The 25,678-nt window shown below is 34.8% G+C and carries 22 protein-coding genes and 1 pseudogene; 10 read left to right on the top strand and 13 right to left on the bottom strand.

Features of this window, described 5'->3' with window-relative positions; all coding sequences use genetic code 11:
- Positions 1-41: 41 nt before the first annotated feature.
- The 5 genes from ACFTQ7_RS06490 to ACFTQ7_RS06470 form a co-directional block, all read right to left on the bottom strand.
- The gene (locus tag ACFTQ7_RS06490; protein ID WP_386827807.1) at positions 42-503 is read right to left on the bottom strand and encodes an ANTAR domain-containing response regulator; all 462 of its coding nucleotides are present in this window, start codon (positions 501-503) and stop codon (positions 42-44) included.
- A gap of 30 nt (positions 504-533) precedes the next feature.
- Complete coding sequence (gene eutC, locus ACFTQ7_RS06485) at positions 534-1,400, bottom strand: ethanolamine ammonia-lyase subunit EutC (protein ID WP_386827806.1); 867 nt, start codon at positions 1,398-1,400, stop codon at positions 534-536.
- A 15-nt stretch (positions 1,401-1,415) separates the two neighbouring features.
- A complete protein-coding gene (locus tag ACFTQ7_RS06480) occupies positions 1,416-2,777 on the bottom strand; it encodes an ethanolamine ammonia-lyase subunit EutB (protein WP_386828008.1) in 1,362 nt (453 codons plus the stop codon).
- A 206-nt stretch (positions 2,778-2,983) separates the two neighbouring features.
- On the bottom strand, positions 2,984-4,066 hold the full coding sequence (locus tag ACFTQ7_RS06475; protein WP_386827805.1) for a sensor histidine kinase: 1,083 nt from the start codon (positions 4,064-4,066) through the stop codon (positions 2,984-2,986).
- A gap of 180 nt (positions 4,067-4,246) precedes the next feature.
- On the bottom strand, positions 4,247-5,518 hold the full coding sequence (locus ACFTQ7_RS06470; RefSeq protein ID WP_386827804.1) for an NtaA/DmoA family FMN-dependent monooxygenase: 1,272 nt from the start codon (positions 5,516-5,518) through the stop codon (positions 4,247-4,249).
- 203 nt (positions 5,519-5,721) lie between these two features.
- On the opposite strand from ACFTQ7_RS06470, the gene ACFTQ7_RS06465 reads away from it, so the two are divergent.
- The 5 genes from ACFTQ7_RS06465 to ACFTQ7_RS06445 are packed head-to-tail and all read left to right on the top strand — an operon-like array spanning position 5,722 to position 10,247.
- Entirely contained in the window at positions 5,722-6,696 is a 975-nt protein-coding gene (locus ACFTQ7_RS06465) for an ABC transporter substrate-binding protein (protein ID WP_386827803.1), read from the top strand.
- 59 nt (positions 6,697-6,755) lie between these two features.
- Positions 6,756-7,760, top strand: coding sequence for a FecCD family ABC transporter permease (locus ACFTQ7_RS06460; RefSeq protein WP_386827802.1), 1,005 nt, complete (start codon positions 6,756-6,758; stop codon positions 7,758-7,760).
- Positions 7,757-8,791: a FecCD family ABC transporter permease gene (locus tag ACFTQ7_RS06455; protein ID WP_386827801.1), complete on the top strand. Its 1,035-nt coding sequence runs from the start codon at positions 7,757-7,759 to the stop codon at positions 8,789-8,791. Before ACFTQ7_RS06460 ends, ACFTQ7_RS06455 begins: the two co-directional genes overlap by 4 nt.
- Positions 8,792-8,802: 11 nt before the next feature.
- Positions 8,803-9,597 carry an ABC transporter ATP-binding protein gene (locus tag ACFTQ7_RS06450; RefSeq protein WP_386827800.1) on the top strand — a complete coding sequence of 265 codons (795 nt, stop codon included), beginning with the start codon at positions 8,803-8,805 and terminating at the stop codon, positions 9,595-9,597.
- Positions 9,594-10,247, top strand: coding sequence for an IucA/IucC family C-terminal-domain containing protein (locus tag ACFTQ7_RS06445; protein ID WP_386827799.1), 654 nt, complete (start codon positions 9,594-9,596; stop codon positions 10,245-10,247). The genes ACFTQ7_RS06450 and ACFTQ7_RS06445 overlap by 4 nt, the downstream gene beginning before the upstream one ends.
- A 204-nt stretch (positions 10,248-10,451) precedes the next feature.
- On the opposite strand, the gene ACFTQ7_RS06440 is transcribed toward ACFTQ7_RS06445, so the two are convergent.
- On the bottom strand, positions 10,452-11,423 hold the full coding sequence (locus tag ACFTQ7_RS06440; RefSeq protein ID WP_386827798.1) for a DMT family transporter: 972 nt from the start codon (positions 11,421-11,423) through the stop codon (positions 10,452-10,454).
- A gap of 243 nt (positions 11,424-11,666) precedes the next feature.
- Here ACFTQ7_RS06440 and ACFTQ7_RS06435 point away from each other — a divergent pair, with 243 nt between their 5' ends.
- Entirely contained in the window at positions 11,667-12,524 is an 858-nt protein-coding gene (locus tag ACFTQ7_RS06435) for a LysR family transcriptional regulator (RefSeq protein ID WP_386827797.1), read from the top strand.
- A 173-nt stretch (positions 12,525-12,697) separates the two neighbouring features.
- On the opposite strand, the gene ACFTQ7_RS06430 is transcribed toward ACFTQ7_RS06435, so the two are convergent.
- Together ACFTQ7_RS06430 and ACFTQ7_RS06425 are read right to left on the bottom strand one after the other, a co-directional pair.
- Positions 12,698-13,093, bottom strand: a complete 396-nt coding sequence (locus tag ACFTQ7_RS06430) for a VOC family protein (RefSeq protein ID WP_349661122.1) — start codon at positions 13,091-13,093, stop codon at positions 12,698-12,700.
- A gap of 173 nt (positions 13,094-13,266) precedes the next feature.
- Positions 13,267-14,151 carry a LysR substrate-binding domain-containing protein gene (locus ACFTQ7_RS06425; protein ID WP_386827796.1) on the bottom strand — a complete coding sequence of 295 codons (885 nt, stop codon included), beginning with the start codon at positions 14,149-14,151 and terminating at the stop codon, positions 13,267-13,269.
- A 104-nt stretch (positions 14,152-14,255) separates the two neighbouring features.
- Between ACFTQ7_RS06425 and ACFTQ7_RS06420 the strand changes: the two genes are divergently transcribed.
- Entirely contained in the window at positions 14,256-15,023 is a 768-nt protein-coding gene (locus ACFTQ7_RS06420; RefSeq protein ID WP_386827795.1) for a sulfite exporter TauE/SafE family protein, read from the top strand.
- Positions 15,024-15,125: 102 nt separating this feature from the next.
- Here the strand turns inward: ACFTQ7_RS06420 and hblA are convergent, their stop codons facing one another.
- The 5 genes from hblA to ACFTQ7_RS06395 form a co-directional block, all read right to left on the bottom strand.
- On the bottom strand, positions 15,126-16,238 hold the full coding sequence (gene hblA / locus ACFTQ7_RS06415; RefSeq protein ID WP_386827794.1) for a hemolysin BL binding component B: 1,113 nt from the start codon (positions 16,236-16,238) through the stop codon (positions 15,126-15,128).
- Between the two features lie 29 nt (positions 16,239-16,267).
- Complete coding sequence (gene hblD / locus ACFTQ7_RS06410) at positions 16,268-17,500, bottom strand: hemolysin BL lytic component L1 (RefSeq protein WP_386827793.1); 1,233 nt, start codon at positions 17,498-17,500, stop codon at positions 16,268-16,270.
- A gap of 31 nt (positions 17,501-17,531) precedes the next feature.
- Positions 17,532-18,851, bottom strand: a complete 1,320-nt coding sequence (gene hblC / locus ACFTQ7_RS06405) for a hemolysin BL lytic component L2 (protein ID WP_386827792.1) — start codon at positions 18,849-18,851, stop codon at positions 17,532-17,534.
- A gap of 738 nt (positions 18,852-19,589) precedes the next feature.
- Complete coding sequence (locus tag ACFTQ7_RS06400) at positions 19,590-20,633, bottom strand: Fic family protein (protein WP_386827791.1); 1,044 nt, start codon at positions 20,631-20,633, stop codon at positions 19,590-19,592.
- A gap of 777 nt (positions 20,634-21,410) precedes the next feature.
- Positions 21,411-21,632: a M23 family metallopeptidase gene (locus ACFTQ7_RS06395; protein ID WP_386828007.1), complete on the bottom strand. Its 222-nt coding sequence runs from the start codon at positions 21,630-21,632 to the stop codon at positions 21,411-21,413.
- 734 nt (positions 21,633-22,366) lie between these two features.
- Here ACFTQ7_RS06395 and ACFTQ7_RS06390 point away from each other — a divergent pair.
- The 3 genes and pseudogenes from ACFTQ7_RS06390 (at position 22,367) to ACFTQ7_RS06380 (ending at position 25,274) form a co-directional block, all read left to right on the top strand.
- Positions 22,367-22,675 carry a DUF2628 domain-containing protein gene (locus ACFTQ7_RS06390; protein ID WP_386827790.1) on the top strand — a complete coding sequence of 103 codons (309 nt, stop codon included), beginning with the start codon at positions 22,367-22,369 and terminating at the stop codon, positions 22,673-22,675.
- A gap of 366 nt (positions 22,676-23,041) precedes the next feature.
- Positions 23,042-24,601: pseudogene (locus ACFTQ7_RS06385) on the top strand (IS1182 family transposase); the annotation flags it as partial.
- A 466-nt stretch (positions 24,602-25,067) separates the two neighbouring features.
- Positions 25,068-25,274, top strand: coding sequence for a hypothetical protein (locus ACFTQ7_RS06380; protein ID WP_386827788.1), 207 nt, complete (start codon positions 25,068-25,070; stop codon positions 25,272-25,274).
- Positions 25,275-25,678: the final 404 nt, after the last annotated feature.

Here is a 25,678-nt window from a genome sequence, read left to right as displayed (position 1 = left end):
TTTGTTACTACTTGCTTTACTTCAGCGTTTTATTAAAAACCTTATCCTTCAAGTTGCCCTTTTGTTCGTTCAATCATCTTTCGCTTTTGAATTTTTGCTTGTGTTAGGTGTAAAGATTGTTTTAATGTTTGTGTCCTCTTAGCTTGTTGAAGTGCAATCATCATTGCGGGAATTAAGCTACCTTCAGTAACGGGTTTCACTAAATAGCCCATAATATTATCTTGCCTAGACTTCTCTATAAATTCTTTTTGACTATATGCAGTAATCAACAACACTGGTATATCTAACTGCCGGCCTATAACTTCGCTTGCTTTTAACCCATTTAATTTTGGCATTTCTATATCCATTAACACAAGATCCGGCTTCAATTTAAAAGCGAGCTCGATCGCTCGATCACCATTTCCTGCTTCCCCGACTACCTCATAACCGTTTTTCCGAAGCAACATTTTTAAGTCCATCCTGATAATTGGTTCGTCCTCAGCAATTAGAATCCGTTTTTTCATCACACCACAACCTTTCTTGCAGGAAGTTTTCTATATGTTGATATTCCTTTGTTGCGCAAAAGAAACGCCTGTGCACTTAGCTAAAAGCATTTGTTCGATTAAATCTGATAAATAAGCACCCGCTTCAAGTGAAGTTAGTCCATCTTTATGAATATTTGAAATGACCGTCCGATCGGCTTCAACTGTTTTTTCAGTCGGCCGATAAATCATGTAAGCACTCAGGCTTTCATCTGTATTTAGACCTGGCCTTTCGCCAATTAACGAAATAACAAGGTCACAATTAACAATAGCAGCCACTTCGTCTTGCACCCACACACGCCCTCGCTTAATAAAAAATGGTTTTGCGACGCTTATATTTTTTAATTTTAATCCTTGTATTAAAGCAGGTAGTAAATCAGCTACATTGGCTTCTACTGCCGAGGAGCTCAATCCATCACAAACAATAATTTGAACATTTTTTCCTTTATCCCCATTTTGTTCAAGATACTTTATAGATTCATCTGATAGCTTTCGGCCAGCATCTAAATCCATTAAGTAAGATTTCATATCATTAGCTTTTGTTTCCAGCTTGTGTAAACCCATCTTTTGAAGAAAATCATCACTGACATCTCTTAATACAGCATCCTGTGCGGCTGCATGGTCAATTAAAAATTTCAAATAACTTGTCGTCAACATTCGAGTGCCAGTTCGACCAATACCTATACGAGCAGGTGTAATGCTCTGTGCTCGTTCAATAGATGCGGCGTTATGCGGGTTGTCAATCCCTTTTATACGTCCTTCTGGAAAATGTATGACTTCTTCTTTATTTTGAGCGGTATCGTTTTTGGGCGAATTCATATTTTTCTGTACTTCTTCTACTACTCTTTGAACAATATCTTGAATTTCTTGAATATCCATTTTGATCTCCCCTCCTCAATCAAAAATTGATAAGTCTCCTGCTCGTTTTGTCAACTTTCCATTTTCCATTAGGCCCATATTCTCCAACCATTTTTCGAATTCTCGAAGTGGTCGTAATCCTAGAATCTCACGCAAACTAGCATCATCGTGATAGCTTGTATCTTGATAATTCAGCATGACATCATCTCCACCTGGTACTCCCATATAAAAATTTGCACCTGCAACTGCCGTTATGATACCGGCAACTTCCTGATCATTTTGATCGGCATCCATATGATTTGTGTAAGTTGGAGCAATACCCATTGGCAAGCCATGCAATTTCCCCATAAATCCATCTTCGAGATCCGCTCTAATTAATTGGCGGCCATCATAAAGTGTCTCCGGTCCAATAAAGCCTGAAACAGTATTCACCATGAAAGGCTTCCAGTGACGTGCATAACCGTAACTTCTTGATTCAAGCGTCTGCATATCTACCCCAAAATCAGCATTTAAAGATACTTCCGAACCTTGTCCTGTTTCAAAATACATAAAGTTTGGGCCAGCAGATGTACCATATCGAGCCATCATCTCATAGCCCTCATCAAGAATTTTTGTAGATATACCGAACGCTTCATTCCCTTTTTGTGTACCTGCTAAACTTTGAAACATTAGTGCGATAGGCGCCCCCTGTTTTAAAGCCTCCATTTGTGTTGTTATATGGGCTAATACACAATTTTGAGTTGGAATTTGCCATTTCTCAATAAATTCATGCGAAAGTGTCAAAAGTTTTTTGACGGATTCAATTGTATCCACATTCGGATTGATACCAATGACTGCATCACCTGCTCCATAGGATAATCCTTCTTTTATTGAATACAAAATGCCTTCCGGGACATCATTTGGATGGTTGGGCTGACAACGAAAAGCTAAGCGACCAGGCTCTCCAATTGTCGTATTACAATGTGCTTGATATTTCATTTTCTGTGAAGCAAGAATAAGATCAATGCTTGACATTAGTTTAGCAACTGCTGAAATCATTTCACTTGTTAGTCCTCTTGAAAGTTTCAATAACTGATCTATACCTGTATCGGATGCCAGAATATAATTTCTTAGTTCACCGACTGTCCAATTTTGAATATCTTTGTAAATCGTGTCGCTAATATCATCATAAATCAAGCGTGTTACTTCATCGATTTCATATGGAATAACCGGATTCTCATAAATTTCTTTCAGCTGCATCTCGCTAAGTACTACTTTTGCTGCCATACGCTCAAGTGATGATTCTGCTGCTACACGAGCCATCACATCCCCGGATTTTGCTTCACTAGCTTTTGCAAGTACCTCCTTTACCGACGAAAATGTATAATGAGTTCCCTTTACTACGCAAGACAATTTCATCATTTAACACCCCTTTTTATTATGTTAAAGATTGCAATCAAACAAAAAAAAGCGCTTCCACATATCCCTGAAGAAAATTTTCTTCGGGCGTGAAAGGCGCCTTTGCCTTAGCTATTATTTTAGTTCATTCTACACTACTAGCAAATATTTTGTAAATAGTTCGAAAACAATATCAACTTCTGTGATCTTAGTGACATTTAGTTTTATTAAACCTCGTTAGATACAATCGGAAAGGTTATTGAAACTTTTGTCCCTTTCTCAGAAATAGGGAATGAAAAAACGCCTTGTAGCTTCTCTTCAACTAACATTTCTACAAGTTGTAATCCTAAAGATGACAGATTGCCTATCGAAAAAGGATTACCAATTCCACATCCATCATCCATTACTGTAATCGTAGCCATTTGCTTTCGTTGTCTCAAATTAATAACAATTTCCCCGTAATTTCTTGAAGGAAAAGCATGCTTAATGCTATTTTGAACTAACTCATTAACAATCAGTGCTACAGCTGTTGCTTTATCTGAAGGACAGAATATCGACTCTCCTTCTACAGACACAGCAATATGTTGATCTGGAATAATAGACGAGGACACTAACAAAGTAGAAATTTGTTGTATTAAAAGTTTAATATCTACTTCCTCAATTCCACGCTGGGCCAAATAATCATGCACTAAAGCCATACTAGATATACGAGATATACTATCGTGAAATACCTCAGCTATTTCTTCCGAGTGAGTGCGTTGCATTTGTAATCTCAATAAACTAGAAATAACCTGTAAATTATTTTTAACGCGATGATGAATTTCCTGAACGACAATAGCTTGAAAGACACCTTGCTTGTCTTCGCTATTAGTCGCTTTCATAAGCTGCTCTATATTTCTTTCGTTCTGCACTACCTGTGAAATATCTCTTTCTTTTATTAATACCGCGATGGTCTCCCCATACAGGTCTTTTATAGGAACAATATCTTGTTGCATGACTCCACGCTCTTCCGTAATTCCTCTTGATCCAAATACTGGTTTCCCGGTTTTCAAACTAAATAATACACCTGGCTCCATTTCTTCAAATGCTATTTTCCCTAGCAAACTTTTTTTATATAAAGATGCGATAGTAGTAGGCTTTACCTCAGCTACAATTAAAGAAGCGTTATCTTCTTCTAAAAGACAGTTGATAAAAATATCCGCTTGAGAAAGGTCAGCTATTATTTGAAGGTTTTTGGCCACACCTAAAATAATTTCACACTGTTCATTTGATAAATTTGTTAATCGTTCTAAATCTAAAATTCCCATCATAATAACGCACTTCCCCTTTCTCTAGTTTTTCAAACACTATAACAAAAATTGTGTTCAATGCGATACATCTATTAGAGAGTATCAAACGAAATTTGGTAAAAATAATAGAAAAGGACAAAACGTGTTTATTCACACCACCTTGCCCTTTTCTTTTCTATTTTCGGTTGTTTCGATCGTTCATTATACATCTAATCCTAAGTGTGAACGCAATGTGCTACCTTCATAATCAGCTCGGAATAAACCACGTTCTACTAAGTTCGGAATAACATCGCTAAAGAATAAATCTAAAGATTTTGCAGGACCACCTGGCACAGCTATAAAGCCATCCATTGCTCCTTTTTCATAAAAATTCACAATTTGATTCACAATATCTTGTGGCGTACCAATTGCTACAAGATGTGCAGAGCCAATTACCTCTGGGCGTTCTAATAATTCTTCAACAGTCGGCTCATTTTCTATAATATATCGGCGCACGAGATGTGCATGCGTTTTACTACGTACTTTTTGATTTTCAGGCGGCAACATATTTGCTGTTACGCAATCCATTAGAGCTAAATGACGAATATCCATTCCAATTACGGATTCTAGGGCAATATAGCGACGCTCAATTGTTAAATGCTCATGTGCTTTACGGTGCATTTCTAATGCCTCCTCATATGTATCACCAATAAAGAAATACAATCCTGGTAATAAACGTATGTCATCTGCTGAACGCCCTAACTCAACAGCTCGCTTGCGCAAGTCATTGCGTAATTCAATACCTACTTCTATATCTGGAGTGGCAGCAAAAATAGCATTTGAAACTGCTGCCGCAAATTGACGGCCTGTATCCGATGCCCCTGCTTGGAATAGAGGAATATCACCTGCTGGCTGCATAGGTATATTTAATGGTCCCTTTACATGAAAATACTCACCATCATGGTTAATTGGCTTCACAAGCTCTTTAATTTTCTCTAAATCTCCATCTACCTCTAATATTTCATAAGGGTTGCTATGCCATAGTCGCTGGACAACATCCTTACATTCTGTTGCCTTTGCATAACGCTCCTCTGACGAAGGCATCAACTCGTTGCTAAAATTAGATGCTCCATCAATTGATGTTACTAGGTTCCAACCTAAACGCCCTTCACTAATCCAATTCAAGGATTGTAATTGGCGCGCAATAATATAAGGTGGATTAAATGATGTTGAAACTGTTGTTACCAAACCAATTTGTTTAGTTTCTCTTGCCACCGTCGCCATTAAAAAACTTGGATCTAGCCCTACTGTTCCTTTCATTTTAGCTATTAATTCTGGATGCGCTATTAAATAATCTGCCTTAAATACAAAATCTAACTTCGCTGCCTCAGCACGCTTTGCAAATGCAATATGTTCATCAATTAACGCACCTTTTTTGCCTTCACCATTCACCGCTAAATGCATCCCAATTATAAGATGTCTTTTTGTTGTCAATTTACACTCTCCTTTTTTAATTGAAAATGATTATCAATAATATCTTAAAGTTCATTTTCTAATAATGCAATGAATTAACGAGTGTATCCATGTATAAATAAAAATAATTATAGTAGTGAAAATTTTCCTTGTTTTTAAATATTAAATATATTACAATCCTAATTGAAATTGAAAATCATTCTTAATTACAAGGAGTCGACATGATGAATAAAAAGAATTTACTACTATTCTTCACTATATTTGCAGCTCTATTTGTATTAGCAGCTTGTGGAGATAAAGCATCGGACAACAAAGAGAAAGAGTCAACGAAGAAAAAAACCGAAGAACAGTCAACGAGCCGTGAAATTAAACACGCACTTGGTACAACGACAATTGAAGGAACACCAAAGCGTATTGTGACTCTTTATCAAGGTGCAACAGATACAATTTTAGAATTCGGTGTTACACCAGTTGGAGTAGTAGAATCTTGGGCTCAAACACCAATGTATGATTACATAAAAGATGACTTAAAGGATGTAAAATTTGTTGGTCAAGAAACACAACCAAATTTAGAGGAAATTGCAGCGCTAAAGCCAGATTTAATTATTGCGACTCAAATCCGTCATGAGGAAATTTATGAGCAGCTATCACAAATTGCGCCAACTGTTGTAAATACTACTCTTTATGATTTCAAAGAAACAGCTACAGTAATTGGTCAAGCTTTAGGTCAAGAAGAACAAGCAAAATCATTGATTGGAGATTGGGAGGCACGCGTGGCAGACTTTAAAACTAAAGTAGCCTCTACTGAGAACTGGCCATTAAGTACAGCTGTATTAAACTACCGTGAAGACCACGCTCGTATTTATGTGACAGGCTTTGCTGGTTCAGTTTTAAATGAATTAGGCTTTAAAGGGCCAAAAGATTTAAAAGGTGAGAATTTAGAAATTGTAAAATTAACAGATAAAGAAGGTATTCCTCAAATGAACGCTGATGTTATTTTCCAATTCATGGAGGATAATGCAGCAGTTAAAAAGACAAATGAAGAATGGACAGCACATCCTTTATACAAAAACTTAGACGCTGTGAAAAATAATCAAGTGTATACAGTCGATGAAATCATTTGGAATTTTGGTGGTGGTTTACAAGCAGCTAACCTAATGTTAGATAACCTTTATGAGCATTTTAAGCTTAAAAAATAGTATGAAACAAAGGGAACGCAATTAGCTTCCCTTTTTTCTTTGAAAGAAGAGGAGTCATGATGTTACAAGCAACTTTCTCAAGAACACTAGGATTGATTGTACTCTTAGGAATAGTAGTAGCTTTGTTTTTCGCTAGCCTTGCACTTGGACAAACGACCATCCCATTCTCGACAACATGGGAAGCGATTACGAATTATAACCCGGACAATACGAATCATATGATTATAGGTACGTCACGTTTAACAAGAGCAATTATTGCTTTAGTAATTGGTATGAATCTAGCAATTGCCGGTATATTTGTCCAAACGTTAACCCGTAATCCTTTAGCCGCTCCAGACTTAGTTGGTGTCAATGCAGGAGCTATTTTTTTCATTGTACTAGCTATTACTTGGCTTAATGTTCAATCGTTAATGCACTATATGTGGTTTGCATTTTTAGGGGCTACCATTGCTGGTGTAATTGTATTCTTCTTAAGCAGTATGGGTAGAGACGGTATGACACCTATAAAAGTAATTTTAGCAGGTACTGCTTTATCAGCATTATTTATATCTTTAACACAGGGGTTACTTGTCATAGATGAGCAATCTATTCAAACAGTTCTATTTTGGATAGCAGGTTCTGTTGCTGGAAGAGATTTGGACATGTTATTACCAGTATTACCATATTTCCTTCTAGCATTAATAATTAGCTTACTTATAGGAAAAGCGATGAACATTTTTAGTACCGGAGATGATGTTGCGAAAAGTCTTGGGCAAAATGTAGGTTTACTTAAAGTGGTAATGGGCGTACTCATTATTATTCTAGCAGGTGGCTCTGTTGCAATTGCCGGATCTGTTGGATTTATCGGACTTATTGTGCCTCATATAGCAAAAGGTCTTGTTGGTATGGATTATCGTTGGATGATACCATATGGAGCACTTATTGGTGCAGCACTTCTCTTAACAGCAGATGTAGTGGCACGATTTGTAATTGCTCCTCAAGAAGTTCCTATTGGTGTAATGACAGCATTCATTGGTGGTCCATTCTTTATTTATTTAGCTAGAAAAGGGGTGTCTAAACAATGAGTCATTGGACATTTCGACTATTGAATGGAAAAGTATCTTTTCGATTGTCACTTAGATGGTTACTTATTTTGTTAGTCTGTTTTTTGACGATCGGAACATTATTTGTATTAAGTTTATCAATAGGAAGTAACTGGATTCCCATTACAGATGTATTTTTACAATTGACAGGATATATTGACCAACATAGTTATGTAGTAGAGACGCTGCGATTACCACGAGTGTTATTAGCAATGTTAGTAGGTGCTTCATTAGGTATAGCGGGTCTTATTTTGCAAAATCTAGTGCGTAATCCATTAGCTTCTCCAGACATTATTGGGATCACAAGTGGAGCTTCGTTAGGTGCTGTATTATTTATTATTTTAGGAACCGGTATAGTCAGTATGAAGTTCTTGCCGCTTGCTGCAATTATCGGAGGGCTTTGTGCAGCAATAGTGATTTACATCATTTCTTGGAATAACGGAGTTACCCCTATTCGACTTGTATTAATTGGTATTGGTATATCTGCTATTTTGAAAGCTAGCGTTACATTTTTTCTTGTCTTAAGTGAAACAGCTACTACAACTAAAGCTTATATATGGTTAACAGGTAGTTTATATGGGGCAAATATGAGCGATGTATTGGCGATGAGTCTATGGCTTCTCATCCCTTTACCAGTTCTATTAATCTGGGGAAGAAGTTTAAATGTAACAGAGTTAGGCGATGATATTTCTACTAGTATGGGGATTAATGTCCAAAGGCAACGCTTTTTATTTTTAATGTGCAGTGTAGTATTTGCGGGAACAGCAGCAGCATTTGCAGGTGGTATTGAATTTGTTGGACTCATGGCGCCTCATATTGCAAGAAGATTAGTTGGTAAATCCTTTATTGGGCTTGTTCCGATAACGGCACTTATTGGAGCATTTATTGTTATGTTAGCAGATTTAGTGGCACGATCCTTATTCTTACCACTTGATATTCCAGCAGGTGTATTTACTGCTGCAATAGGAGCTCCCTTCTTTATCTATTTATTATTTCAGAATCGGCATCGATAGGAGGAAAAAACATGCTCGGATTACAGACTCAAAATTTATCATTACAGTACGGTGACTATCAAGTAATTCAAGATTTAAGCTTTCAAATTCCAGCAGGTAAAATTACTGTTCTTGTCGGTTCGAATGGGAGCGGAAAATCAACACTTTTACGCTCCCTTGCTCGTTTATTGAAACCACACGAAGGCGATATATTAATAGATGAACAAAAGATTCAATCTTTATCTTCTAAAGAAATAGCAAAGCAATTAGCGATATTACCTCAAGGTCCCTTAGCACCTGAAGGTATCACAGTACATCAATTAGTCAAACAAGGGCGTTATCCTCACCAGCGTTGGTTTCAACAGTGGTCAGAAGACGATGAAAATATTGTGGAAAGAGCAATAGTCGCTACACAGCTCCAACTACATAAGGACCGTGCAGTAGATTCGTTATCTGGGGGGCAACGCCAGCGTGCATGGATTGCCATGACATTAGCACAAGAAACACCTATTTTATTATTAGATGAACCTACTACTTATTTAGATATGACTCATCAAATTGAAGTATTAGATTTTTTGTTTGAATTAAATCGCTTAGAACACCGAACAATTGTTATGGTTCTGCATGATTTAAATCTTGCTTGCCGCTATGCAGACCATTTAGTTGCAGTTCATCGTCAAACAGTGGCTGTACAAGGCCCTCCAGAGGATATTGTAACAGCAGAAATGGTTCAAGAAGTATTCGGTATGGAAGTAGCTGTATCGGAGGATCCTTTTTTTGGAACTCCATTATGTATCCCGAAAGGAAAAGGAAGGTATATAAAATGAATTTAGAGCCTTATGGCGTGGAAAAGCACCCCTCACCTCAAGGTGTTCCTTTACATCAATTATTGAATAAAGATACTTTACTACCAATCATTAAACAGTATGGAAATTACTTAAATACTTCTTCCTTACCTGTAGCAGGTTCTTTATTTTTAAAACGTTATGCAGTGTTAGTAGCAGCTTCGAGTCTTGACTATTATGGACTGCAAAAGAAAAGAATTGATTGGTGGTCTACAGCTCGATTTGATGTAACATCCTTTAAATTGCTAATTGAAGAAAACTCAACAGAACTTTTTGAAGACTGTTGGAAAAAACGCCTTTTTGCTCAAAATTTAACACCAATGATTACTATTATTAGCAAGGAATGTAGAATTTCCTCAAAGATTTTATGGGAAAATATCGCTGTAAGGCTACTTGCCACTCTTCGCAAAAATGAAGATGAATATTCTTTAAATGAATTAAATGAGCTTTTTAATGAACTTACTTGTGCTGAAACGAATTGGTTAGGGATGAAACAAAATCCTTTACAAACTTTTCTTCAGCGAAAAGAGACATGGAGTGAAGTAACTGTTCGAAAAACGTGTTGCCGATACTATCAAGTAAATACAAAAGCTGATATTCCATATTGTAAAAACTGTCCATTGAGGAAATAATATATTGTTGTTAAGAAATTAATCAGAAATAAGCCTATATCGTATATCTGCATTTTAGAGATTCTATGTACAGATCTAATAAAGAGAGAGCATGTTTTTTCAATTAATAAAAACATGCTCTCTTAAATAAATTGTTTTACTAGACTTGTGCAAATAAAAAATTACGTACAAACAAAGAAAATAAAAAATCCTTCACATTGAATATTAAACAGCCTGCCGTAATTCTTCTTCCTCATGCATAACCTGCGGACTCGTGTTTTCTTCTCTACGCTGACAGATGTTATTCCAAATAAGAGCAGAAATAACAAGTAAGGTCCCTACTATATCAAAGATTGTTACATTGTATCCTTGTATCATCATAATGACCAATGTAGTTATTGGAACGAAATTAATAAATAAAATCCCATTTATGGATGATAGAATTTTCACACCGTAATTCCAACTAAGCAATGCCACAATGCCTGGTAGTGTCATCATAAACAATAAATCATATTTAATAGCAAAAATCGTTTCCGTACTTGGGACTGATACAACCCCTTGTATCGTCATAATCATTGTGATGATACCTGTTACAGCTGTGCCAAATACACATGTTAATGTAGAATAGCGCAGCGTAGACCAATCATTAAATGTTTGACCGCCCATTGTATAGATGACCCACCCTATAACACCAATTAAAATGAATGCGAGCGAAACTAGATTATGTTTTAGTGTAATAAAGAAACCCATATCGCCTTTTGTAATAACAAAAATAGCCCCAACAAAAGCAATGATCATACTACTAATCATATACTTCTTCGGTTTCACATGTTTATAGCCCCATAGAATAGCAATCGAAATCATCGGCATGAGTGCTTCCATAATCGACGCTACCATAACACCGGATTTCCCCATTAACATTTGTCCTAAGAAAACAAGCACGTTGTAAACTGTAAATGCCATCGTCCCAAAAAAGACGAGTAATTTACCTTTCCCCTCTAAACGAAATGCTTTCTTCCCTTCTTTCATCCATAATAAAAAGACTAATACTATCGATACCGCTCCATATCGAATAGTTGAAAAATAGAGCGGATTTATATATTCAAGTGCATGATCGGCTACTGGAAACATGGCTCCCCATGAAATACTGGCAATTAAACATGCGATCACGCCTACTATTATTTGATTTCTTCTCACTGTTTTTCCTCATTTCTATATAACCCTATCAATTATGCGTCGTCATCATTGCGTCCGGAATCGGCTTTATGCTTTGGTCCTCACAATGTTTGTCACTCAGTAAATGCCACAGGACGTGGCGCTTTTAGACTGAGTTCTTCTATTGCACAATGAGAATTATAAAAAAGAAATTACATCACGTAAAATGATTGAAAGTGATATTAACTATCATTTATAATGATAGTTTTTAAGGGGGAAAGCTCGATGGAACTACGAGATTTACAGATTTTCAAAAGCGTCGCAAATAACGGGAGTGTTAGCCATGCTGCAAAAGAATTAAATTATGTACAATCCAATGTAACTGCACGTATTAAGCTATTAGAAAAGGAGCTCAATACGCCGCTATTTTATCGCCATAAAAAAGGGATGACATTAAATCCAGAAGGGCGAAAAATGCTTGCTTACGTTAATAAAATTTTGCAGGATGTCGAGGAAATGAAACAAGTATTTTTAGATAGTGATACACCGACTGGTACTTTAAAAATCGGTACAGTCGAAACAGTAAGTATATTACCTACCATTCTAGCGTCCTACTATAAAGGATATCCGAATGTCGACTTAACACTACAAGCTGGTTTAACTGAGGAACTTATTAAAGAAGTAGCGGATCATCAATTAGATGGTGCATTTATAACCGGGCCGATTAAACATCCAGCTTTAGAACAATATGATGTATTTACCGAGAATCTCGTTCTCATCTCACAAAACAAATCCTTTCGCATAGAAGAATTTATGACTACACCTATCCTTGTTTCTAATCAAGGTTGCGGCTATCGATCCAAGCTAGAACTCTGGCTCAAAGATGAGGGTTTATTGCCAAAGAGAATTATGGAATTTAATATTTTAGAGACAATTTTAAACAGTGTTGCCATCGGTCTTGGCGTTACACTTGTACCACAATCAGCCGCTGAACATCTTTCTACTACAGGCAAGGTTTATTGTCATCCTATTCCTAAAAAATACGGTACTATTTCAACCGTCTTTATTCGACGAAAAGATGCATATATGACAAATTCAATGGAATGTTTTTTAAAAACAATTGCTGAGCATCAGCATATATAAGGTTACTTCTATCATTTCCGCGTCTGTTTTTCTGCCAATCATCATTAAAAATACCTGGGAAGTAACAAAAAAACGCTTGGTTTCTAGTACCAAGCGTTCTGTGTTAATTATATTTGGATAATAAAGATGCAGAGAACCTATATTTAAAAACATAATTTTAAATTATAATGGTTCTATTTCGCATTTTTGTCAGGCTGATGAATACCGAATATATTGCCCTCAGTATCAATATAGTATCCCTGCCATGCCATTCCAGGAAGAGCATATTTCGGCATTGCAACTGTGCCGCCATTCTCAATAATTTTAGCTTCCGTTACATCGTAATTTTCCACACCCATTGTACAAGCAAATCCATTTAAAGCTTGATTGGATTCCGGAGAAGCACTTTGACGTTGCATTAAAGCCCCATCGATTCCTGGTTCGTCCGCATTACCAGTCACCGCTCCAAAGTAAGGCATTCCTGCATAATCACTCCAATCTTGAAATGACCATCCGAATACCTCTCCATAAAATTTCTTTGCTCGTTCCATGTCACTTACATGAATTTCAAAATGAACTAATCTCCCCATATTATCCTCCTTATTATTAAAGAATTAATTTACTCACTGTGTTTGAGTACAATTACTATATATTATTATGACAAGGAATGGAAATTAAAAAGAAGAGAAATTCTATGAAAAAAAATCGGGAATACGCATTCTAATACTAGTTCCCGATTTTGGTTCTATTTCTTTTAAATAGGTTAATTTACAGCGTTTAAATTCTCTTTTAAATACTGAATAAATGGATGCCCTTCTATATCTGATTTACGTGTACATATAAATAAACTTTGCTGAATATTTGCACGTTCTATATACACCCTAGCCAGTTTTCCATTTGATATACTTTCAGTTACACTGTAGGACGGTGCTAAAGTCATACCGTACCCTGCTTCCACTACTTTAATCGATTCATGTAAGCCTTGCATTTGAAGTCCTAATTTAGGTAAAGGACAGTTATACGTATAAAAAACTGACTCCAATAAATCAAGCGTCGAGCTACCACGTTCCCGATAAATAAAGTCCTCATTCGATAATTCATAAATGGAGACAGTTTGATTTGCCAAAGAATGTGATGGGTGCACAACAAACCAAAACGGGATATCTACTATTTTTTCAAACTGTAAATCAGGGTGACCCATTTTATTTTGCACGACAAAACCAAAATCTACTTCATAATTAAGAACTTGCTCTTCCACAGATTTTACATTACCTAGCGACACAAAAAATTCAATGTGAGGATTAGTAAGCTTATACGCTGCTATAATCGACGGGAGTATATAGTTTATTGGTATATAGGAAGAAGCAATATGTATTTTTTCTTCTTTCGCTAAAAATTTACCGAGTCTTTCATCAATTTGTGCTTCTAAATAAAATAAACGCATTCCCTGCTCATACAAAAACTTCCCCTCAGGCGTTAATTGAATGCCACGTCCTTTTCCTTCAATTAATTTTGCCCCTATTTCGCTCTCTAATTTCCGTATTTGAATTGTGACAGCTGGTTGGCTAAGCAGCATTTTGTTAGCCGCTGCAGTAATTCCACCAAGCTTTGCGACATTCGTAAAAATCCTTAATGCATGCAAATTCATTTTATTCACTCCTCTCTATCCATAAAATTATTTTATGAGTAAGCAATTTATATATATTTGTTTTATGTATTATTTAGCAGTAATTTAGGTGTAGAGGTGATTTGATGGAAATTTTACTACAGGAATGGTTTTCAGTAAATGGATTTATTTTATTTACAATTGGCTTACTCGCAGCAGTCATTGGTGTTCTTTTCGGCGCTGCAGGCTTCGTTTTGTTACCCGCAATGTTACTTATTGGTATTCCGATTCATACAACCGTAGCTGTTAATAAATTCGCGACAGGACTTTCAGCTCTATCAAATGTCGTATCGTTTATAATTAAAGGTCATTTATCGATAAAAAAATTTGCATCTTTAATGATTATATCTAGTTTGGGAGGTGTATTGGGCGCATTTTTAGCCACTCGATTATCAGAACAAATCATGAATATTGTAGCTTGCATTTTCTTAATTTTCGCATTTTTCATCGTGCTTTGCAGTAATAAATTTATGGTAAAGGATATTAAAGAGACAGAGGAACAACCAATTAATAAACTTATTCCATTTGCGGTTTCAATATATGATGGTGGTTTTGGACCAGGCTCAGCTCTAATGAATGTAACCTATCACCTTAAAAAGCAATATACGTATATAAAAGCAGTTGAGTTAACAAGAATGATTACGTTTTCAAGTTGTACAGGTGCCTTTCTCTTTTACTACTTTATGGGCATAGTTAACTGGGGAATCGCCATTCCTGTTTCAATTGGCTCTATCGTTGGCTCGTTCTTAGGTTTAAAGATCATCCCTTATATCAAAACAAGATGGATTCAAATTTTATTACCAATCATTTTTTTCTTGCTGATTGTTCAGGTAGTATCAGATTTATTAATATAGATCACGTTATGTTTAAGTGAGTACGCAAAACAAGCGAGAAGTGACTAACTTCTCGCTCCTTTGTTTCCTCTTATTTTATTATTTAGCAGGAGTAACAACGGGTTATATTTTCAACTCTTTTATCCCTGCTTTTAATGTGTCTGCATCTACTTTTAATGTCTTCCAGCTGTCTTTAGCTGATTTCAAATTAGGTAGTAAAAATTTGAATTTATTTTGTTCTGCTTTATCAGATGCATTCTCGATATGTCTCAATACTCCTGAATATTGAGAGTCTAAATCATTCCATTGTGTAGACATAAAAGTAAGGGCATTAATAGCATCATCAAGTGCATTGTACATTTCACTAATATTACTATGTGCAATACCAACTACACGATTTAATGTTGTTTTATAATCAACTGTCTGTCTTAATTGTGCTAATAACGGTTCTAATTGACCTAATTGATCTCTCGCTATCCCCAGCATAACACCACCAGCAATCCACGTAGGAATAGAAGGCACAGATATTGTTATTATTCCATCAGACTCTAGTTTCTTATAGTAGTTTACTGATTCTAAAATTTCATTTAGGCGCTTTTGATCGTCCTCAACTGCAACCCCTTGATTTTTTAAAATCGACTGCAAAAGCTCTTTGTTACTGCCAAATGCTCTAACATCTTGTCCAATATCATTTCTTAATTTAGTTAATTCTTCTATTAATTGTTGAGCATACTTTTGATTTAGTTGAATCTCTTCTCGTAAATCTGTAATCCCTTCTATTAACGTCTCTCCATCTCCTGTATTTATTGCATCTACAATTATGTCATAATAATTTTCAAACTTTGTATCGTATTCAATAATACCTGTTAATGTATCTATAAGCTGTTTTTTTACCTTTGTATCCCATGTAAGGGCGTGTGCTCTAGCATCCTTTTGATCTTGTACAATTTTACCTGGTAAATCCGGATATCCATTAATTTTAATCCCTTCAAAGTTCACATCTGGATTTTTAATTAACATATACGAATAAGCATTCATAGATTTTGCAAAAAGCCCCGCCTTTTGCAAAGTTTCTTTCATCTTCACTTCATTTGCTGAAAGAGACGTATCACTATTGCTTGTTTGCTCAATTTTACTTGTCTCTGCAAATGCTGCTACTGGAGAGACTACAGAAGTTGTTGTCAAAGTTAAAAACGTTGATACAGCGAGTACTTTGTAAAGAGATTTTTTATTCATTTCATATTCCTCCTATATGTAATTTATTTTCAATTTTTATCTTCTTGTTTAAAAGCAATGTCTTTTGCAATAAATTCCGCATCTTTATGAATATCATTCCAACTTTGTTTAGCCGCTTTTAAATCATCCGGTATTAAAGAGAGCTTATGATCTTGCATTTGATCGATATTATCATATAAGTCTTTATAATTTGCCCCCATTGTATTCCATTGTTGTTGAATATTCGTTAAAGACATGATCGCTTGATCCACTGTTTGATATAGGTATGTCAAAGTGTCTTTGGCGTTAGTAAGTGAAATAACTGCTTGGTTAGCGAAATCGGCTTTCATCGTTAATTCCCCGATTTTATTGGAAATTTCGTTGTAGGAGTTCATATGATTAGATGCTGTAACACCAGCTGCTGTTCCTAAACCAATACCAGCCGCACCGAGAGCTGTAAGGCCACCGACAACAAGTGGCGTTGCTGTTCCGCCAGTCACAACAATTACTACCCCCCCTGCAATAGTTCCAATAATTAAAACTGCTGCTCCCAATCCACCACCAATTGACCATGCTAGTACATTGTCAAAATGTGCTTTTTGAGTGGAACGTAGATTCTCAATTTCAGCTTGAAGTTGTGGAACCAATGCCTGTTTGCCCGCTAATATTGCCGTTAATCCACCCTTCCCATCTGGACCACCAATATTATTTTTAAAATCTATAGTATTTGTATATAGCTTTGTTTTGAAGGCTTCTAACATCTTTATGACTTCTGTAACTTCTTTTGAATTTGTATCAATCGAACTGATTAAATCACCAATACCTTCTTTTAGCCCTTCCTTATCTTTCTTTTTTACAGTGTCTATTAATGTGTCGTAGTAATTATTAAATTGTTCATCGTAATTTACAATATTACGTGCTGTCTTTTGAATTTTTGGCTTCGCTGTATCTAGCCAATAATTCGCATTGATTCGAGACAGTTCCTGATTAAGGTGAATATTTTTGATTAACTCTCCCCCTTCAGAACCTAAATCAATATTTGATAGATTTACATTTGGTTGTTTAATCATTGTTTTTGCGTACAAATCCATTACAAGAATATGAGAACCAGTTTCAGCTAACGCTTTCTTCAGTCCTTCAGGTCCTAATGTGTAATAATTACCAATTTTATGTTCTTGAAAGCTCTGTTCTTGCGCAAACGCCTGAATAGGACCACTGTTAGTTGCAGTTATAACCGTTGCCAAAGTGGCCACGGTTAACACCTTATATGAAAATTTCTTCAAATCTAATCCCTCCTAATTTTTCGATAAACTATCAAAATTTATGAACTTGTTCTTCAAGTTGACCAATACCATTTTTTAATCGTCTTAATGTATCTTTTTGAGATAGATTGTTAGCAGTTTCAGCATCAGTACTTAATTTTGCGATACTGTTTTTTATTAAATTCAAATCTTCTTTATAGCGTTTCAATTGGTCAAGTTCTACATCCACTTGACTAGCAAATGTATGTAAATCATGTTGCATAAGAAGAAGCATTGATTTTTGTAAATCTGCTATCGATAGTTTCGTTGTTAAATCATATAATTTTTGGTTTTGCTGCTCTAAATCATCTAAATATGCTCGTTGTTCTGCCTTTAGATTATTTACTTCAGCGAAGGTACTATATGTTTTCTTGATTCTTTCTGAGTCAATTACTTTCATAAGGTCATGCTCTTTCGCTTTTGTAGCTGCTGCAGCTGCAATTTCACCTTTATTATTTTTTTCAATTGCTTCCCGCGCTTCTTTTTTAGCAGCTTCAATCTCTAAAGCAGATTTACCCTTATCTTTTGCTTCTTGCTCTGCTTTTTTCTCTGCTTCTAAAATAGCGTTGTTAATTTCTTTTCCTTTGTTATACGCTGCTGCCGCTGTTTGAGCAGCTGGTTCAATAATATCTTTTGATAGACTATAGATTTCTTGGAATATTTTTAGTCCTTGTTCATTTAAAGCCCCTGGTAGAAACGCTATTTCTTGCAAATTATTTTGAATGGATTTTTTAGTATCAAGTAATTCGCCTTTTAGCTTGTCTATTTTCCCTGTACCTTCTAAACTAAGTACTTCCTGAGCTTTTGCCACATCAGTATCGAGATTTTTAAGTTTTTTATCAAGCTGTAATTGAAGATCTGTTAATTCATTAATTTGATATTGAATATTTTCTTGGTTTGTCATAACCATTTCTTGAAGGACTTCCAGCCTATCAAGGAAACCTTCCTTATCTTCCTTATTATCTACATAATCTTTTAATGTTGGATAATAGCTATTAAATTTAGTAGCAAATCCTTTACTTTTTGAATTAATTAAAATTAACTTTGGGTAGAGTTCCGATGTCCATTCTTTCATATCTTGTTTTATTAGAAATTGATCTGTATGTAAAGCTGGTACTTCATCTAGCTGTACATTCGGGTTCATTAAAGATTGGTCTATATACATTTGGATTAATTTAGATTGTGCACCTAATTTTCTTAAAGATGAAGAAAGAGTCATGTTCTCTTCTTGAAGTTCTGCTTGAGCAATAGGTGTTGCAAAAGTATGTACAGGAATAACTCCTGTTGCAACAATGGATGTTATCATTAATCCTTTAATTAATTTCCTTTTCATTCTATTTACCTCCCTATTTGATATTTTTCATAATAATTCATACGGTTTTATATATATTTTGAGCACCCCCCATTTACTTAAGTTTAGGAAAAATTCTTTCTATTTCCTATGATGTAAATTTTAGTCATGTACACATTTTTTAGCAAATAACTACGAAATTAACCTATTTCAAGCTAAAATAGGTTATTTCACTGTAATTTCGAGTCTAAAAATTGATTAATATTAACAATATTCATCTGAATGTGTCACAATACAGCGAAGTTCAGTCGTCTGACCACTAAATAATGACATATTTTTGTTAATAATTAGGTAATTAAACGAATTGGAATAATTCTATCAACTTTCCCTTGGCATAGTTAAGTCCGGAATCGGCATTGTGCTTAGGCTAGGCATGGGCCAGCACAATGTCAGTCATTTCGGAATACCGTGGCGTTCTTAGACTTAGTTCCTATATTTCAGAAGGTGTTTGGACACCTGCCGAAATAAGCTGAAGTTTAAATATATTGATTCCCAATAAGACTCTTCTGGAATAGATATTAGCTGTGAGATGGTACCTACTAACTTTTCATTATTGAGGGGTATCCTTGACTTTGTAGTTACAAGGCACTTTTGAGATTTTTCATATTTCTAGATTGAAATGTAAAGAACCAATTGCTTATTGAAGATTGGCAATTGGTTCTTAAATTAGATTTTTATTTTGTTTTAAAAAACTTAGTAGCTCACCTAAAAAGGTATAGACTAAGATTGGACTGTCATCCATCGGGCATTTCTTCCTTTTGAGATAAGCTTAATTTCACCTAATAATTGCAAATCAGTTAAAGCTTTACTAATTGTACTTTCGGCTATATCTGGATAAATGCTTCGAATGCAATCTTTTGTAAAAGGTTGTTGTTGATTATGAATGAAATTCTGAATTCGCTCTACCTTAGTATGTTTACATATAGAATCCAGTACTCTGCTATGTAAATCTTTATAAGCCTCTAAAATAATCATTAAGAACTCTTTTAACCAGAAGTTCATATTATGTCCATTACAGTACCAATTAACCGATGATTTAAATATGGCCTCATAGTATTCTGATTCTCTTTTCTTTATATATTCATCTAAACAAACATATTTCACAAATGTATGTCCACTTTTTACTAATAGTAATTGCAAGAACATTAATGTTAATCTACCATTACCTTGACTAAATGGGATTATGCAATAAAAATTAAATATAAAACGAGCGATCAATATAAGTGTAGGCATCTCTTTTTTGCGGTTTAATAAATCGTACTGGTTGCATAATTGTTCTACAGCTTGCGGAACATTTTCAGGTGGAAGAGGACGATAACAAATCGTGTGCATCCCTTTTTCAGGAATTCCTGGAATAGAAAATGGCTTTTGGCGCCATTTTGCACTGTCAGAGGTATTATAATGAATTAATTGAAAATGCAATTCTTGTATAGTATCTGGACTTATAGAAAAAGTACGAGATTTTTTATGTACAAGAGTCAAAGTTTCATAATAACAAAAAATCGCATCTTCCGAAATTGATTGAGGCATCATATCATCTAAAATAATTTCTTTTAATCGCTTATTTGAAACTTTTATGTCCTCATAAACTGAGATATAGTTTTTTATGTATTGTAGGGGTATAGCTTTTTCAAGGCTAGTGAATATATCAGGTCTTTGCTCTTTATAAGCGGTCAACATACCTTTATATTCACTAATTTCACTGACTAAGGTTATTAGTTGCTGATCAATATTTATGTACGGATCTTCGAAAAAATTTCTCATTTTGTTCCTCCTATTACTATCTCTCAATGCTCTATTACAATAATTTTTTTGTTTTTTGGGGAATTCCTAATGTTATCCTAGTATTACTATTCAAATAACATCCGGTTTAATAGAGGTTTACTTTTTAAAGAAAGAGGATCGTAATTATAGACATTAGACATTATTAAATATCGGAATATTATCTTTTAAATGTACTGATATTTTTAATATTTTTGTGACATTTTTGTGTAACTTTCCAATATTTTTATTACATTTGTTAATTATGTTATTTTTGTTAATATTGCTTTATTTCCGAATAGAATAACCATTTTGGAGCTTTATATACTTATATCATTCAATTTAAATCCCATTCATTGAATAAAATTCACAAAATTATAACCAACATTTTTTTGTTAATTTAACCAATAGATTCCAGCAGTTTGTTCGTCCTTTTTTATAATGAAAGAAACAAGCGGATACCATATCTTAATTAGACATGGTATCCGCTTGTTTTTAATCCATTGAAATATTCTGTAATCAAACAATATTACCTGTTAAAATATAACACCGATCTTAATCAAAGGCTGTTTTCGTATTAATTGTTGTATTTAAATATTTTAAAATGCAAAAATTATCAATTATTACTTTTGGGTTCAGAGTATGTAGGAATAAGTAATAGCCCTATACATAGTACACCCGATGAAATCCATCAAACTGTATCGTACCATTCATTGTGCTCAAAAAAAGAAATATTAATAACCATTACAAATGCACCTAATGATATCCGCCTTTATGTACTTAGAAATGTAAATGTTGGTCCGTTGAATTTCCTGTAGTGCCTATATATCCTATGAACTGTCCTGCGTTTACTTTATCCCCTACTTTGACTGCTCGAGAACCTGAACGCATATATAGAGCTTCGTAAGTTAGGCCGTTAATATTGTGAGAAATAAAAATTACTTCTCCGAAAGAACTAGAATAATAGGATTGAGTTACAAAACCAGCAGCAGCAGCTTTGATTGATATAGTTGTACCCTAGTTCCGAACTCAGATGTAATAACTCCTTGAGATGGCCAATCTAAAATGCCTAAAGTCTGTGTCTTTTCGAAATTCAGAACTTGGCCAATGTAGATTATTGTACTAGTAAGGTATTGACTGACATCATATGTTCAACAGATACTTTGAATTTCGATGCGCTTCATGACAATGTATCCCCTTTTACTACTGTATAAGATCCTTTTGATTCTGAAAGTTTATCAGCGTTGTTAGAACTAGAAGATCCGTTATTACCGTTATCCTGACTACCTCTGCTCTTTTTAACGATTAATTTGACCCACAAAATATTATAGATTGTAAGGTTATTTAATGATTTCGGTTCGTTTTTGCTGACGCAATAGTTGGTGCCGCGAATGCAGTTAGTAAAATGCCTGAAGCTTATAATTTAATGTTTTTCAAATTTAAAACCCCTATTTTTTAATTGAAAGGAAGTACCGTGCTCTCCCTTATAAAGATGGGAAAACGTATTTCAAGGAAAGTAGTAATTTTTTTGCGGTGATATATTCAATTGACCGAAAGAAAAGATTGTTGCTGAAATGCCCCTATTTTAAATTCCATGACTTATCTCCTATAAATTGCGGAAAAATAAGGTTTTGCTAGGGACGAAAATATCATAAATACTATTGATTCGAATTACATAATAGTGTATTATTTATCCTTGTCTTTACAATTTTGTATTAAAAGGGAGTTTTTAAGGAATGAAGGTAAGATTAAGAAATTCTGGAGGGTTAATTAAGGAAGTTAAGGTCGGCTTTAGTTGGACGACTTTCTTTTTTGGTTTCATACCTGCACTATTTAGAGGAGATTTAAAGTGGGCAATAATTATGCTCATTTTAGAAATGGTTTTTGGAACATTCACATTTGGCCTTGGCGCTTGGATAACGGGAATAGTTTTCTCGTTTATCTATAATAAAATATATATTAAAGAATTAATTGAAAAAGGTTATGCTCCTGCTTCAGATGAAGACGCTTCGATGCTGCAACAAAAACAAATTATTGCAGCTTAAAAATTTTTCGGTCAAGCTTTCCAAAACAGATAAGAATACTAGTGTTCTTATCTTATGTAAGAGATAAAAATCAAGACTGCTATTATATTAAAGATATATTAGTGGTCTTGATTTTTTCATTATATATTTTACCGATATAGAAAACGAAATTGATAGTGAGCGTTGGATATTGAACAAAACTATGGCGTTGACGATAACTGGATTAATAGAGGCTGAGACATAACCCTCCTCTTAAAAATAATAAGCCGTTGAAATTTTACGACAAGTAAAATTTCAACGGCTTTGATTGTTTTTACATTAAAATAAGAACCACCTCTGATAAGATAAAAGTACACCACATACCAAATCTCAGAAAGAAGGGTTCTTATGTTTAAAGATTATAACATGAATCAATTAGTTTTGCCTTTTAATTTAGAAGTGAAGTTACAAAAGAATGATATTGCCTTCCATGTCCACCATTTAGTCGAAAGTATCCCGCCTGAAGCGTTTGAACCATTCCTTCGAAATGAGGGCTGTCCTGCCTACCATCCACGCATGATGCTTAAAATTATCTTATGTGCCTACACGCAATCTGTCTTCTCAGGGCGCAAAATTGAAGCGCTTTTAAAAGATAGTCTTCGGATGATGTGGTTAGCTCAAGGGCATGAACCAACCTATCGCACAATCAACCGATTCCATGTCCAACCAGAGGTGAAAGAGTTGATTCGTCAATGCTTCGTTCAATTCCGCTGCCAGCTGGTACAGGATGAATTAATTGACCAGGAAGCTATTTTTATTGATGGAACAAAGATTGAAGCGAATGCGAACAAATTTACATTCGTGTGGAAAAAGTCGATTGAGAAATATCATAACGGACTAATTGAAAAGTCAAACCAGCTATATGATGAGCTGCTTGAAAAAGAAATCATGCCAGAAATTGAACGGGAAAATGAAAAGGAATTAGCATTGGAAGACCTCGCTCGAATGGTCGAAAAAGTAGATGAAGTGATTTCTGAATATGATCGAAAAATTGAGGACTCATCGGATGTAGCAGAGCGAAAGGCTTTAAGAACAGAACGGAAATTCCCAAAGCAAGCGCGTAAACAATTAATCGACTATATTGAACGCAAACTAAAATATCAAAGAGACTTCGGAATCTTTGACGAACGAAATAGTTATTCGAAAACAGACCCGGATGCGACATTTATGCGTATGAAAGATGACTATATGAAAAATGGTCAATTGAAGGCAGGTTATAACATACAAGTGGCAACAGAAGGTCAGTATGCGCTTGCCTACAGCATTTTTCCGAACCCAACAGATACACGTACATTAATCCCATTTTTAGATGAAATCGAACAACGTTATTTTAAGTTACCAAAACACATTGTCGCAGATGCCGGATATGGCAGTGAACAAAATTATGATGATATCTTTTCGAATCGTAAGAGAGAAGCCTTAATCACGTACAATATGTATTTAAAAGAACAGAAGAAAAAGCATAAACAAAACGAATTCAATACAGCGAACTGGGATTATGATAAAGAAAATGATCGATACACTTGCCCAAATCAACAACAGCTTGTATTTAAATATCGTACCACGAAAACGGATAAGTATGATTTCACGCGTGAGTTTAAGGTATACGAATGTGAAGACTGTTCCGGATGCCCCTTACGTTCATTATGTACAAAAGCAAAAGAAGGAAATAATCGTAAGTTAATGGTGAATGAGAAGTGGGAAGAACAAAAAGAATATGTGCGAGCAAAGCTTTCAGAAGAAAAAACAAGTACCATTTATCGTCAACGCAAAATTGACGTGGAACCAGTTTTTGGATTCTTGAAGGCTAATTTACGTTTCACTCGATTTTCTGTACGAGGAAAATCGAAGGTTGAAAACGAGATGGGCCTCGCATTAATGGCTGTGAATTTAAGAAAATTCACAGCCATTAGCTAAAATATATATAAAGGCAACATAAAAAATAGAGAAATCCGAATTTGAATGCATTCAAATTCGGATTTCTCACTAATTGAAGCTAGTTATGTCCCAGCCTCATTGGCATTCATTTTGCTAATGTATTTGAAAAAGAGCATATTGCAAGAGATGAAGCGTATAAAGCAACAGTTATCGAACGGAAAAAAAACGATACAATTGAACAAATTAACTCGATTAAAAACTTGATGAACGAAAACCGATACGGAATAGCATTGCAAGAATACTCGAAAAACGAAGCTGAAATTTAGGAAGCCAAACTTTAGATTCAGAATTAATAAATAAGTATAGAGCTTTATACGATGAAATCATATATGGTTTGTTCTTTAAGCAGTATGTTTCGGTAACATAAGCTGATTATTTTGACGATATCAAATATAACGTATTAAGTGATTATATAGATTTTTATGAAGACGTTAAAATGGAACAATTAAGTTCGGAAACAAGACTAGCGATAGAAAAAGTAGTACCTAAAGCTGTACAACGAAGTAAAGATACAATGATGGATATTACTGGTATGATGAGAGAAAATATTATCCAAATTAAAGAGACCGAATTCTATATAGGTTTATCAAAGGAAAATGTATCTCGTGATTTCGGTCCCACTTCTGAAATAGAACCAGTTTAAGCTGGCGGTATACCGGAAGATAGAGTGGAGGGAAAAGAAATCTGGTATTATCGCGAAAACGGAAAATTAGTGATGCGTTTTGATATAGGGAAAAAAGGCGATGTAATCGGTTCATATAAATACAAATAATCAATAATATTCTTCGATAAAAACAGGGTTGATTCTATTACGTTTTGTAGATCAAACTCTGTTTTTATTTTGGCTTTTCTAAAAAAGGCAGATGTTTTTATATCTCTTTTTTCAAAATTTAACAAACCACCTGTTAATTGAAAAAGACACTTTTAAAATATTAGCGATTTTCTTTAATCAATATTAACTAGACCTGACATCAAAATACCCATAATTACTAAAAATAATAAAACACTTGTCACTGCCGTTTCACTTTCGTTACATAAAGAAGTTAA

The sequence above is a fragment of the Lysinibacillus sp. NPDC056959 genome, assembly GCF_042674095.1.
Lineage (GTDB): Bacteria > Bacillota > Bacilli > Bacillales_A > Planococcaceae > Lysinibacillus > Lysinibacillus zambalensis.
The sequence above is the reverse complement of the archived record's forward strand: the minus strand, read 5'-3'. Positions and strand labels throughout refer to the sequence as shown.

Bases quoted from the DNA above. Each gene is read 5' to 3' on its own strand.
- ACFTQ7_RS06490 (WP_386827807.1), bottom strand. From the start codon at position 503: ATGAAAAAACGGATTCTAATTGCTGAGGACGAACCAATTATCAGGATG.
- eutC (WP_386827806.1), bottom strand. From the start codon at position 1,400: ATGGATATTCAAGAAATTCAAGATATTGTTCAAAGAGTAGTAGAAGAA.
- ACFTQ7_RS06480 (WP_386828008.1), bottom strand. From the start codon at position 2,777: ATGAAATTGTCTTGCGTAGTAAAGGGAACTCATTATACATTTTCGTCG.
- ACFTQ7_RS06475 (WP_386827805.1), bottom strand. From the start codon at position 4,066: ATGATGGGAATTTTAGATTTAGAACGATTAACAAATTTATCAAATGAA.
- ACFTQ7_RS06465 (WP_386827803.1), top strand. From the start codon at position 5,722: ATGAATAAAAAGAATTTACTACTATTCTTCACTATATTTGCAGCTCTA.
- ACFTQ7_RS06460 (WP_386827802.1), top strand. From the start codon at position 6,756: ATGTTACAAGCAACTTTCTCAAGAACACTAGGATTGATTGTACTCTTA.
- ACFTQ7_RS06455 (WP_386827801.1), top strand. From the start codon at position 7,757: ATGAGTCATTGGACATTTCGACTATTGAATGGAAAAGTATCTTTTCGA.
- ACFTQ7_RS06450 (WP_386827800.1), top strand. From the start codon at position 8,803: ATGCTCGGATTACAGACTCAAAATTTATCATTACAGTACGGTGACTAT.
- ACFTQ7_RS06445 (WP_386827799.1), top strand. From the start codon at position 9,594: ATGAATTTAGAGCCTTATGGCGTGGAAAAGCACCCCTCACCTCAAGGT.
- ACFTQ7_RS06435 (WP_386827797.1), top strand. From the start codon at position 11,667: ATGGAACTACGAGATTTACAGATTTTCAAAAGCGTCGCAAATAACGGG.
- ACFTQ7_RS06430 (WP_349661122.1), bottom strand. From the start codon at position 13,093: ATGGGGAGATTAGTTCATTTTGAAATTCATGTAAGTGACATGGAACGA.
- ACFTQ7_RS06425 (WP_386827796.1), bottom strand. From the start codon at position 14,151: ATGAATTTGCATGCATTAAGGATTTTTACGAATGTCGCAAAGCTTGGT.
- ACFTQ7_RS06420 (WP_386827795.1), top strand. From the start codon at position 14,256: ATGGAAATTTTACTACAGGAATGGTTTTCAGTAAATGGATTTATTTTA.
- hblA (WP_386827794.1), bottom strand. From the start codon at position 16,238: ATGAATAAAAAATCTCTTTACAAAGTACTCGCTGTATCAACGTTTTTA.
- hblC (WP_386827792.1), bottom strand. From the start codon at position 18,851: ATGAAAAGGAAATTAATTAAAGGATTAATGATAACATCCATTGTTGCA.
- ACFTQ7_RS06400 (WP_386827791.1), bottom strand. From the start codon at position 20,633: ATGAGAAATTTTTTCGAAGATCCGTACATAAATATTGATCAGCAACTA.
- ACFTQ7_RS06390 (WP_386827790.1), top strand. From the start codon at position 22,367: ATGAAGGTAAGATTAAGAAATTCTGGAGGGTTAATTAAGGAAGTTAAG.
- ACFTQ7_RS06380 (WP_386827788.1), top strand. From the start codon at position 25,068: ATGGAACAATTAAGTTCGGAAACAAGACTAGCGATAGAAAAAGTAGTA.